Genomic DNA, 11,559 nt, shown 5'->3' with positions numbered 1-11,559 from the left:
CCCCCCCCCCCCCCGCCCCCCCCCCCCCCCCCCCCCCCCCCCCCGGCCCCCCCCCCCCCCCCCCCCCCCCGCCCGGGGGGGGGGGGGGGGGGGGGGGGGGGCCCCCCCCCCCCCCCCCCCCCCCCCCCCCCGGGTCTCTCTCAGTCAGGGGAGGTAAACCTACATTGGGCCTTTGTCTCCAGGCTTGCCGGGAAGCTCTTCGGGGAACAGTTCGTATTTCGCCTGCTTGTCCGCCTTCACGAACACGCGCTCGCGGACGATCGAATCCTCGGCCCAGTTGAACATGAAGATCGGCGTCCCTTGCGGAATGTTGGAGAAGCGCTTGTTGACGATCAGCGCGCCGGGATATTCCGTCAGGCCGACATTGTAGACATGTTCCGTCGAGATCTTCTGGAACTCCTTCATCAGGCTGGCGCGCTCGTCATTGTCCGACGAGGAGATGAACTTGTTGACGATGTCGACGAGGTCCTTTTCGAAAAGCATCAGGTCGACCTGGCCGCTTTCCGGCGCGCGGTGATCCCAGCTGGTCTTGGGGCCGATGGGAGCCAGTTGCACAGTATTCTGCACGACGGAGGTCAGCTCCTGCTCGTTGCGCCGGATCAGCCAGTCGAAGCGGCCGGAATATTGCGTGGCATCGCGCTGGGTGCCATTGAGGCCGTTGAGCACTACCCTCACGCCCAGCTTCTCCATCTGCGCGACGACGCCTTCCGCAAGGCTCTTGTCGGTCGTGTAGTCGTTGTTGACCAGCATCACGATCTCGACATCCTTGCCGCCGGCGGTGCCGGCCGGGAAGTTCACGATGCCGTCGCCGTCCGTATCCTTGAGACCGGCCTTGGCGAGCTCGGCCTTGGCGCCTTCGAGGTCGAAGGGATAGTAGACGGTGGAACTGCGGTCATAGAAGCTCGTGCCGGAGGAGAAGCCGCCGGGATAGATGGCGGTGAACGGCCCCTTGACGAGGGAGTCGCCGAGCGCCTTGCGGTCGAGCGCCATGGTGACGGCCTTGCGGAAGTCCTCGTTGCGGTTCAGCTCGCGGATGGCCTGGCCGCGTTCGTCCGGGTTGCCCCAGCCATTGGCGGAAAAGTTCAGGCGCAGATTGTAGCCGATGAGGCGCGGACCGAAGGCCAGGCGTGCCGGCGCGTTCGCGTCTGCAGCGCGCTTCAGCGAGGCAACGAAGTTTTCCGGCTGCTCAAGGTTGGAGAAATCGCCCGAGCCGGCGACCGCCTGGACGTCGCGGTCGGCCCAGGTCGACAGCTTGTATTGCAGCTCGTTGAGATAGGGCAGCTGGTTGCCCTTTTCGTCGACCTTCCAGTAGTAGGGGTTGCGGCGCATGACGATGATGTCGTCCGGCCGGTATTCGACCGGCACCCAGGCGCCCATCACCGGCATGTTCATGAAATCCGGTGGGAAGGCGTTCTTGAACTGGTCGTAGGTGTTCTTCGAATATTTCGGATGCTGCGGCTTCAATATGTGTGAAGGCCCGGGGCAGAAGGTACCGTAGGCCATCGTATAGAGGTACTGTTTCGGGAAGGCATCCTTGAAGGTCCACTCGACGGTGTAGTCGTCGATCTTCTTCAGCGTCGTGCCGACACCAAAGGTTTCCTGCGTCGCGCCATTGAGCGGCGAGACGTTCGGGTCGATGACCTCGTCGTCCCAGTAGAACATGACGTCGTCGGCGTTGAAGGGCACGCCATCGGACCATTTGGCGCCCTCGACCAGATGCATGGTCAGCTTATGGCCGTCCTTCGACCATTCCCAGCTCTTGGCGAGGTTGGGCAGCGGTTCGGTATCCTTGGCCTCGACCTGGAACAGCGGCGCCGTGCGCGTCAGGCATTCGGACAGGCCGATGTCGATGCCGCCCCAGCCTTGCGTCTGGCCGGCGCCATAGTTCCAGCCTTCCGGCCGGCCGCCGATGACATGACGCATCGTGTCGCCATAGACGCCGACGCCGTCCGGCATGTTGGCCGTCTTGAACACCAGCGGCTCCTTGGGCAGCCTGTCCTTCACCGGCGGCAGCTTGCCGGCCTTGACGTATTTTTCGGTGACCCAGTCCGGCTCGTGATATTCCGGCAGCGCCTTGAACTCCAGGATGGAGTCGCGCGCCACGTATTTGATCTTGCCCTCGGCCGGAAACGTCGCCGGCTTGGGCGGCACCGTCGGCTCGGACGCGAAGGCGTTGGGTGCCGGAACGGAGACGCTCAGCGCCAATCCGGCGGCAATGCCAATGCTGCGTAGGTTCCTCATTATTTCCTCCCTCTTGTTCAGACGTTTTCTGCTTGCATTCCGCCTCGACGGCTGACTGCGACGGACCTTTGCCTCCCGTGGATCCGCCGCCGCGCCCTGATTTTCAGCCGGCCTGCTTCAGTGCGGCCTTTTCGGCACGCAATTCCTCGATTGAGCGCACGTTGCGCCGCGCGGCACCGGCCCATTCGCGGGTCTTGACCTTGGATTTCGACAGCCGTTCCTTTGCCGCCGGAACGGCGTGCGCATATTGCGGCAGCCAGGCGGCTTGAGCGACGACCATCTCGTCCACCATCTGCCAGACCTCTTCCGGCGTCGACACCGCTCCGACCAGCGGATCATGCAGCACGGCGAGCTTCAAGAGGTCGATGTCGCCGGCGATCGCCGCATGCACCGACATGCGCTGGACGTTGATCGAGGCCATGCAGGTGGCCGCGCAGGCTTCCGGCAGCGTGATGCCGGCGGCCATGTTGATGCCGAAGCGATCGACGAAGCCGGGCGATTCGATGATGGCGTCCTGCGGCAGGTTGGTGATCACGCCGTTATTCTTGACGTTGAAATGGCCGCGATAGACGCGGTTCATCTCCAGCGCTTCCAATATGTGGCTGGCATGCTCGTTGGAGCGCTTGTCCGGGTCGATCGGCTTCGACGCCGCATCGAGGAATTGCGGATATTCGGTCTCGAACCAGTTACGGGTTTCGGTGGAATAGCGGAGATAGCCGCCGGTCTCGCCATGGATCCAGTCGGACATGTCGATCCAGCGCGTGATCTCGTCGGGCCGCTTGCGGTACCAGGGCAGATATTCGGAGAGATGGCCGTTGCTTTCGGTCGAATAGACGCCGAAGCGCTTCAGCACGTCGATGCGCAGCTTTTCCTGTTGGGAATAGACCGGGTGTGCCTCGAAGGCGGCAACCAGTTCGTCCTTGCCGATCTTGCGGCCGTTCAGCCGCAGATCGATGAACCAGGTCTGGTGGTTGATGCCGGAACAGACATAGTCGAGTTCATGCCTTGACTTCGCGCCCAGCACTTCGGCGATCTGCTCGGCGCCATGCTGGACGCCATGGCAAAGACCGACCGTGTCGACCTTGCCGTACTCGATCGCGGCCCAGGTGTTCATAGCCATGGGGTTGGCGTAGTTCAGGAATTTGGCATCGGTCTCGGCGACCTCGCTTATATCCTTGCAGAAGTCGAGGATCACCGGGATGTTGCGCTGGCCATAGAGGATGCCGCCGGCGCAGATCGTGTCGCCGACGCATTGGTCGATGCCATATTTCAGCGGGATCCGGATGTCGTCGGCATAGGCTTCGAGGCCGCCGACGCGCACGCAGCTGATGATGTAGCGCGCGCCCTCCAGCGCCTCGCGGCGGTTCGTCGTCGCCGTCACCCTAGTCGGCAGATGATTGGCCTCGACGATGCGATCGAGGATCGCCTTGATCATGCCGAGATTGTGCTCGCTGACATCGGTCAGCGCGAATTCGATATCCTTGAATTCCGGCACGCACAGAATGTCGGTGAACAGCTTCTTGGTGAATCCGACGCTGCCGGCGCCGATAATAGCGATTTTGAAGCTCATCACCTTCACCTCGATCCAATCGAATGCTAGGCAAGGAGCAGCAAGGGAGGACACGGCCGCGTGCCAAGGCGCACGCACCGCTCAAAGCCGGAAATCCGGCTTTTTTCCTCCCGCCCGCTCCTCGACCGCGGGTCATTCCCGTTCTTGAGGATCCGATTATGCGCTTATTCGCGCGCTCGGCCAGAGAAGGATTATGCTTTCAAGGGTAATTTTGTGCTGCAGGACCTGATCGCCAACGGACAGTTGATGCGCACGATTTCGCTGCCGCGCGGCCGCCAGCGCCTGCATGCGATGCCGACCAGCACCGGCTATGAAGTGCGCGAAGGTGTGACCTATGACTGGGACGGGCGAAAGCGCGGCCAGACGCCGTTCACCGTGCTCCAGCATACGATCAGCGGCAACGGCCAGCTGCGTTACGAAAGCCGTAACTATCGCCTGCAGGCGAACGACACGCTTTTGGTACTGGTGCCGCACAACCATCGCTATTGGCTGGGGCAGGGCGACCGCTGGGAATATTTCTGGATCTCGATGAACGGCGAGGAGGCGCTGCGCATCCACAAGTCCATTCTGAGCGTCTCAGGACCGGTATTCCGGCTACAGCCGGCGACGATCGATCACCTGGCCGATTGTAGCCTGCGGCTCATCAAGGGTGCTGGTTCGCCCGGCGCTGCCTCCGCGATCGCCTACGAGGCGGCGATGGCGCTTTACGACGATGTCTTCGGCTCGCACGCCTTCGCCGAGAAGCAGAGCGCCATGCAGCCGGTCATCGACCATATCAACGCCAATCTCGACAAGCCGCTGCCGGTGGCGGATCTGGTAGGGATCAGCGGCCTCAGCCGCGCCCATTTCTCGCGCTGCTTTGCCGAGAGCGAGGGATTGCCGCCGGCCGAATTCGTCTTGCAGCAACGCCTGCAACGCGCGGCGAAGCTGCTGACCAGGGCGGATTTCCTGCCGGTGAAGGAAGTCGCGGTGCTGTGCGGCTTCGAGGATGCGAACTACTTTTCCAAGGTGTTTCGCCGCTGCTACGGCATCAACCCGACGCAGTTTCGCACCACCGGCATGTATGCCAGCCTGGGCAGCCATCGCTAGAGCAATTCCAGGAAAAGTGTGTAACGATCAGGCTCGGCGATTTCGCCGTAGCCTTCGTCCGGAATTGCGTAAAAACAAAAATTTAGAGCGGTTCTGCGATTCCGTGAAAGGCTGAACCGCTTAACGGTACGGCTACTACTGCCTGCGGTGGTCGAGCGCCGTCGAAGCGGTGTTGACCGGGTCGGCTGCGGCGAAGGCTGCGTCGAGCTGTGCGGGCGTGCGTTGGCCGGCCCGTTTCCAGGCAACATATTGCGCGATGCCGAAGCCCGCGCGCTGCGGCACCGTCTTCACCACCGGCATGCGGAACCCGTCGCGGAATTTTTCCCAGCGCGACCCGAGCACGGCGACCATTTCCTCGACGGTCGGCGGCGTCGCCACGTCGGCATAGGTGATCGTGATTTTGCCGGCGAGCGCTGCCTCGCGCGAAATCGGCACCGGGATCGAGGCGAGGTAGTCGGCCGGCACGTCGAGCAGGCCGCCGAAGGCCCATTGCTGGCGCAATTCATCCGCGCTCATCGGCGCGACGCTGACGTCGATGTCGTTGGGCGTGCCGGGCACCCGGTAGGGGCAGCGGAAACGGCCGCAATTGGCCTGCGCCGAGAATTGCCACAGCGCGTAGCCTTGCCAGTTTCCCATCGGGAAATGCACGTCGATGTCCGGCTTGTAGCGCGCATACCAGAGCGGCAGCCGCGACAGCAGCCGGTACTGGTAGCGGTTGTCGGCGATATACTGGGCGGTCTTGCCGTTGGTGTAGAGCACGGGGAAGCGGCCGAGGCGGCGATGCACCTGGCGCACGAATTCCTCGGCATCTTCCAGCGACATCCATTGCGTGGCGTCGATGCCTTCGATGTCGAGGGCCATCAGCTCATCGGGCGCCGGTTGCGCGAAATCGATGAAATTATTGGCTTGCTCGACCGGGTTGCCGGGCCGCGCGAGGTGATAGGCGCCCCATTTCAGGCCGAGCGCCTTGGCCACAACCTTGCGCGTCTGGAACAACTCGCGCGTCACCGCATAGCGCTTCCACTGAGCCTTGCAGAGTTTGACGTCGGCCTCGGCCCCGAAGCAGAAATAGGGCGGCGGCAGCCCGTCGGACGCCTTGTTGATGAAGCCGGCGATGCGCTTGTCGGTGACGAGCTGCTGCCAGTCGATCGAATTGTATTCGTAGGCGTCGATCACCAGCGGACGGTCGGCATTCTTCCACGGCTCGGAGAAATCCGAGGCCTGTGCCGCCGTGCCCAGCGCAACCGCCGCCGCGAGAAGCGCCAGGCGGCGAAGAGGGCGCGCCGGCTTTTTCAATCAGGGTGTCCCCACTGACCAGGGGACGATCCTGAACCGCCATGGTTAAGGAAGTGCTTCGGGGGCGGATGTACAAACAAGGACAGGGCTCCGACCGATACGGCCGCGGCGACTGGCGTCGTTAGTTTCGCCGGGGCTATCCTGCCGACCGGCCGAAAAAATCGAGGTCGAAGAGATCGGCCATCGCCTTGTAGCCGGCGTCCGAGGGGTGCAGGCCATCGCCGCAGTCGAACTCCGCGCGAATGCGCGAGTCGTCTTGCGGATCCGCCAGCGCCCGGTCGAAATCGACGATGGCGTCGGCGGGGCTGGAGGTCCTTATCCATTCGTTGACGGCGCGGCGCATCCGTTCCTTCTCGGGAGAATGGAACGTGCGCAGCGCCTCTCCTTCGAATGCGCCCGCAAAGGGTGTCAGCGTGCCCTGGATGACCTTGATGCCGCGCATATGGGTGCGGGCGATCAGTTGCCGGTAGCTGCCGACCATATCCTCCACCGAGACGGCCTCCGCCGCGCCGGCTAGTATCGTTCCCGGCCAACCAATGTCGTTGATGCCTTCCAGAAGCACGATGTGGCCGACATTGGGTAGACTGAGCACATCGCGGTCGAAGCGGGCGAGCGCACTTGCGCCGCGCGCCCTGCTGGCGTTTACCCGGTTGCCGCCGATGCCATGGTTGAGAACGCCGAGACGGGTAAGCAAACCCGCCGCCGAAAGCCGCTCGGCCAGGCGATCCGGCCATCTGGCGTTCGCATCCACCGTTGATCCGAACCCATCGGTTATGGAATCGCCGAAGCAGACGATGGAGCAGCTGTCGGCCTCGCAGCCGACAAGGACGGTGGTGAGGAAATAGCGGCTCGTGGACGTCTGCTGCAAGGGCATGCGCTCTGCGTCGACGAACTCGCCGTAATCAGAAATATAGGCCGTCTGCTGGGCCTCGAAGTGATACGTCTGGACGGGCGCGAAACCGCTGAAATACAGGCTGACGGCTAGGTCGCAAAGGTCGCCGGCCTCGAATTCGACGGGGTCGCTCAAAAGCGGCGCGCCGGGCAGGATCCTGGCTGCGCGCGAGCCGCCGAAAGTCAGCCCGCGCGCACTCCCGCCCTCGATGCCGCCGCCGGCGCTGGCCCTGGCGATGGATGCCGCGCCGATGTCGATCGGCTCGCTGCCATGCTCGTTCGAAAGCCGGATGCAAAAGCGCACGCCGCCCTTGCTGATGCGGACGACCTGCCTGACCGTCTGGTCGTGGAAGCCGTAGAGCACGGCGTCACCCGGCCACACATTCATCGGGCTGGCGGCCCACGTTCCCATCCAATGTCCCGTCATCCGTCGCCTCCTCATGGATCGAGCAAAGCAACGCTAGCAACGCGTCGTTGGCCTCACCACCAGAAATCCGCTGGCCGTTCGATACTTTCTTGCCGCAACGACTTGCCTCCACGTCAAGCGCAGGACCGCCATCGGCGTCGCGTTCAAAGTACAAGAAAGTATCGATCGTGCGTCAGAGACGTGGTGGCATCATATTTTTCGCTTGGCTAGCCTTCACGCTGTAGCAGCCGGCAGTGGAGGAGCCTTTGCCGGCCAAAGAACGGTTTTGCGGCCCGGTGGAGATCGCGCGCGAGACTGATCGATTGCCTTTGGGAAGGGAGGATAGACTATGCCGAATATCATGGATTTCAGATTGAACCGTCGCGCCCTGCTTGCCAGTGCCGCGGCGACGGCCGCCGCCGGCGTGATGGCTGGGAGTGGTCCGGCCAGGGCGCAGGAGCTCTCGAAAGTGGTGGCCTGGGAAACGCCCTATCTCGGTTTTTTCTTTTTCGTCGTCCTGCAGGAGGCATTGAAGCGCAAGGCCGAGAGCCTGGGTCTGCAATTCGTCGGAAAGGACGCCAACGGCGATTCCAACGCGCAGGTGAACGACTGGAACAGCCTGCTGCTGCAGAAGCCACGCTACCTTATCTCGGACGCGCTCGATTCCGAACTGCTTATCCCGCTGACGAAGAAGGCCAAGTCACTGGGCGTTCCAGTCGGCATGGTCGATACGCCGCTCACCGGCGGCAGCGTCGCCGCCTCAGTCACCTTCGACAATCGTCAGTCGGGCGTCATGGCGGCTGAAAAGACGGCCGAATTGTTGACCAGGAAATACGGTTCGCCCAAGGGCAGCGTGCTGAACAATTACGGCTCGCTGACGGCGGTAGCCCTGCGCAACCGCAAGGAGGGTTTTGAGGAAACCCTCAAGTCCAAATACAAGGATATCGAGGTCATCTCGCGGCCGCAGAATAACCAGCATGACGAGGCGCTGGCCGTCGTCTCAGCCACGCTGCGCGAGCGCCCCGACCTCGACGCCATCCACATGCCAACCGACATCTTCGTCGTCGACGCCCGCAAGGCCATGGAGACGCAGAAGCGCCTTTTCCCGGTCGGTCACGAGAAGCACATCATCCTGACCAGCATCGACGCCTCGCCCAATGCGCTCGAATGGGTGAAGGCCGGCGAGATCGATGCCGATATCGCCCAGGACCCGATCGCCTATGTCGAGATTGTTGTTGACCTGCTGGAACAGTACACGCTCAAGGGCCAGCCGGTGCCGACCGGCCCCTATGAGAACAAGAAATACTTCTGGGAAAAGGGCATGATCGCCGACAGTCCATCAGGGCCCCTTCTGACCATTCCGCCCTACTTCCTGACCAAGGAGAACGCCGACGATCCGCGCCACTGGGCCAACGTCGTCACCAAGGTCTGGAAGATGGAACAGAACGCCGGCTGAGAACCGGCAGGGGAGGGCGCGCGCTGTCGGCCGCGCCCTACTTGACCTGGCATGGGGAAGCCGACCGATGACACAGTCAGATCGCGAGCCGACGGAGGGCGCGCGCCGGGCAGGCGAAGGGCCGTTTGCGCCAGGGCCGAGCGGCCGGCCCGTGCTGGTTGTCGACAATGTCTTCAAGACATACGGGCCAGTTTCGGTGCTCGACGGTGTGTCGCTGGCGGTACCCAAGGGCGCGATCCACGGCCTGCTCGGCAAGAACGGCGCCGGCAAATCGACGCTGTCCAATGTCATCGCGGGTTTCACGCGTGCCGATGCGGGCAGCATCCTGCTCGCTGGCGAGGACGTGTCGTCGCTGACGCTTACCGCGCGCAAGAAGCTCGGACTGCACCTGCTCTCACAGCATTCCGAGATTTTCGAGGACCTGTCGATCGGCGAAAATCTGCTCCTGCCGAACCTGCCGCGCCGCCGCAGCCTGATCGACTGGGGCAAGCTCCACCGACAGGCAAGCCTGCTCCTGGAAAGCCACGTCATGCAAGTCTCCTCGCGGCGGCGCGCCGGCGACCTCAATGCCAGCGACCGCAGGCGGCTCGCCATCATCAAGGCCGTAGCGGGCGATGCCAGGCTGATCATCCTCGATGAGCCGACGGCGGGGCTTGCGGCGCGCGAGCGCCAGCATCTGCTGGAATGGGTCGAGGCGCTGACGGCCGGGGGCACGTCCTTCATCTACATCTCGCATCACAATGACGAGGTCCGACAGCTATGCAGCGAATACACGGTCCTGCGCGACGGCAAGGTTGCAGCAAGCGGCGCCGCCGGGTCGCTGTCCGCCGACGGCATGGCGCGCCTGATCACCGGAAGCGACGTGAAAGAATTTCGGCGTGAGGGCCAGATGGCGCCGAAGCCGCCCATCGTCGAGATAAGCGATCTATGTTTTCCCGGCGGCGGCCCCGTCGACCTGACCGTTGGCCGTGGCGAGATCGTCGGCCTCGTCGGGTTGCTTGGCGAGGGCCCGCAGGAATTGCTGCGCGCGCTGGGCGGCCTGCTCCCGGCCACGTCCGGTCGCGTCCTGGTCGACGGCCGCCCGGCGCGGATCGATTCCCCAGGCCACAGCCTTGCCGCCGGCATCGCGTACCTGACGCATGACCGCATCGGTGAGGGTCATGTCGCCTCGATGTCCATCGCCGAGAACCTGAGCCTTGGCAACTGGCCCCGCCGGGCCGGATGGATGATCAGCCGTTCCAGCATGCTCGGCCGCATGCGCCAGGCCCGCATGGCCATGGACGTGGTGATGGATACACCCGACCAGGAAATCCGCAAGCTCAGCGGCGGCAACCAGCAGAAGATCCTGCTTGGCCGCCTGCTGGAACGAAACCCGGCGATCCTGCTGCTCGACGAGCCGACGATCGGCGTCGACGTGGCGGCGAAGGAACACATCCACCGTCTCATCGACGACGCCACTAGGCGCGGCGTCGCGGTTCTGCTGATCGCGCAAGACCCGGACGAAATGCAGCGGCTGGTCGACCGCGTGGTCGTCTTTTCCAAGGGCCGCATCGAACGGTCGCTTTCGGCCGAGGGGTTGACGGTGGACGCCATCGCCGACGCCAGATCGCTCCGGAAACCCATGACAGAACGCAGGACGACATGAACGGCAGGAAATTCCTTCTCGACAATGTGGTGTGGATACTGATCATCGTTTTCAGCCTCCTTGCCGGCGTCCTCAATCCGTTCTTCCTGTCGGAGGGCAACCTGCAGAACGTGCTGGTGCAGGCAACCACATTGGGCGTGCTGGTGCTGGCGGTATCGTTCACGCTTCTGATCGGCGAAATCGACCTGTCGGTCATCGGCAACCTCGTCTTTTCCGGTATGATCGGCGCCTACGCCATGCAGGAATACGGCGCGCACTGGACCGTCGCCGTCGCGGTGACGGTGCTGACGGGCACGCTTATCGGCGCTGTCAACGGCTATTTCGTCTCCTATATGCGGATGAACTCGCTCATCGCCACGCTGGCCATGGGTCTGTTTCTGCAAGGCGCGGTGCTCGGCGCTACGCAGGCCCGCACGCTGGTCATTGCTGACGAAGGCTACGGCTATATCGGCAGCGCGACGATCGGCACATGGCCGATCATGCCGGTGGCGCTGTTCGTCATCTATCTGGTGGCGCATGTCGTGCTTGCCTACTCCGCCTGGGGTCGCAACCTCTATGCCACCGGCGGCAACCGGCGGGCCGCGCACGCGGCCGGCATCAATGTGCGGCGCGTCCGGCTCAGCGCGTTCGCCGCAGCGGGATTCCTGGCCGGTCTCGCCGGCTTCCTCTACGCCTCCTATCTCGGTGGCGTGAGCGTCACCGTAGGCAGCACGACCCTGCTCTACGCGGTCGCGGCTCCCGTCATCGGCGGCGTATCCCTGCTTGGCGGACGCGGACGGGTGCTCGGCATGCTTGGTGGCACGCTGCTCATCACGGTCATCCAGACCGGACTGCAGCTGATCAACGTGTCTGCCTATTACATTCAGATGATCGGCGGCGCGATGATCCTGCTGGCTATTGCCGTCGACGCTTTTCGGGTACGTGGCGAGGAGCAGGAATCGGTCTGAGCACGGGCGTTTTCGGCA

8 protein-coding genes are annotated in these 11,559 nt (G+C 63.5%); 4 read left to right on the top strand and 4 right to left on the bottom strand.

Annotated elements, in window-relative coordinates:
- Positions 1-159: 159 nt before the first annotated feature.
- Together AC0L2L_RS12995 and melA are read right to left on the bottom strand one after the other, a co-directional pair.
- Positions 160-2,241, bottom strand: coding sequence for an ABC transporter substrate-binding protein (locus AC0L2L_RS12995; protein ID WP_473578864.1), 2,082 nt, complete (start codon positions 2,239-2,241; stop codon positions 160-162).
- A gap of 103 nt (positions 2,242-2,344) precedes the next feature.
- Positions 2,345-3,811, bottom strand: a complete 1,467-nt coding sequence (melA, locus tag AC0L2L_RS12990; protein WP_473578862.1) for an alpha-galactosidase — start codon at positions 3,809-3,811, stop codon at positions 2,345-2,347.
- A gap of 213 nt (positions 3,812-4,024) precedes the next feature.
- Between melA and AC0L2L_RS12985 the strand changes: the two genes are divergently transcribed.
- On the top strand, positions 4,025-4,900 hold the full coding sequence (locus AC0L2L_RS12985; RefSeq protein WP_473578861.1) for an AraC family ligand binding domain-containing protein: 876 nt from the start codon (positions 4,025-4,027) through the stop codon (positions 4,898-4,900).
- Between the two features lie 135 nt (positions 4,901-5,035).
- Here AC0L2L_RS12985 and AC0L2L_RS12980 read toward each other — a convergent pair whose 3' ends face one another.
- Positions 5,036-6,196: a glycoside hydrolase family 25 protein gene (locus tag AC0L2L_RS12980; protein WP_473578859.1), complete on the bottom strand. Its 1,161-nt coding sequence runs from the start codon at positions 6,194-6,196 to the stop codon at positions 5,036-5,038.
- 136 nt (positions 6,197-6,332) lie between these two features.
- Positions 6,333-7,514 carry an SGNH/GDSL hydrolase family protein gene (locus AC0L2L_RS12975; RefSeq protein ID WP_473578857.1) on the bottom strand — a complete coding sequence of 394 codons (1,182 nt, stop codon included), beginning with the start codon at positions 7,512-7,514 and terminating at the stop codon, positions 6,333-6,335.
- Between the two features lie 328 nt (positions 7,515-7,842).
- Here AC0L2L_RS12975 and AC0L2L_RS12970 point away from each other — a divergent pair, with 328 nt between their 5' ends.
- The 3 genes from AC0L2L_RS12970 to AC0L2L_RS12960 all read left to right on the top strand — a co-directional run bounded on the left by AC0L2L_RS12970 (position 7,843) and on the right by AC0L2L_RS12960 (position 11,541).
- Positions 7,843-8,949, top strand: coding sequence for a sugar ABC transporter substrate-binding protein (locus tag AC0L2L_RS12970; RefSeq protein WP_473578855.1), 1,107 nt, complete (start codon positions 7,843-7,845; stop codon positions 8,947-8,949).
- A 67-nt stretch (positions 8,950-9,016) separates the two neighbouring features.
- Entirely contained in the window at positions 9,017-10,594 is a 1,578-nt protein-coding gene (locus AC0L2L_RS12965; RefSeq protein WP_473578853.1) for a sugar ABC transporter ATP-binding protein, read from the top strand.
- Positions 10,591-11,541 carry an ABC transporter permease gene (locus AC0L2L_RS12960; protein WP_473578852.1) on the top strand — a complete coding sequence of 317 codons (951 nt, stop codon included), beginning with the start codon at positions 10,591-10,593 and terminating at the stop codon, positions 11,539-11,541. The genes AC0L2L_RS12965 and AC0L2L_RS12960 overlap by 4 nt, the downstream gene beginning before the upstream one ends.
- Positions 11,542-11,559 lie beyond the last annotated feature (18 nt).

This window comes from Mesorhizobium sp. WSM4832 (assembly GCF_055811115.1).
Note: the sequence above shows the minus strand (reverse complement) of the source record. Positions and strands in the feature narration are given on the sequence as shown.

Coding starts and splice junctions, on each gene's coding strand:
- AC0L2L_RS12995 (WP_473578864.1), bottom strand. CDS start 2,241: ATGAGGAACCTACGCAGCATTGGCATTGCCGCCGGATTGGCGCTGAGC.
- AC0L2L_RS12960 (WP_473578852.1), top strand. CDS start 10,591: ATGAACGGCAGGAAATTCCTTCTCGACAATGTGGTGTGGATACTGATC.
- AC0L2L_RS12965 (WP_473578853.1), top strand. CDS start 9,017: ATGACACAGTCAGATCGCGAGCCGACGGAGGGCGCGCGCCGGGCAGGC.
- AC0L2L_RS12975 (WP_473578857.1), bottom strand. CDS start 7,514: ATGACGGGACATTGGATGGGAACGTGGGCCGCCAGCCCGATGAATGTG.
- AC0L2L_RS12970 (WP_473578855.1), top strand. CDS start 7,843: ATGCCGAATATCATGGATTTCAGATTGAACCGTCGCGCCCTGCTTGCC.
- melA (WP_473578862.1), bottom strand. CDS start 3,811: ATGAGCTTCAAAATCGCTATTATCGGCGCCGGCAGCGTCGGATTCACC.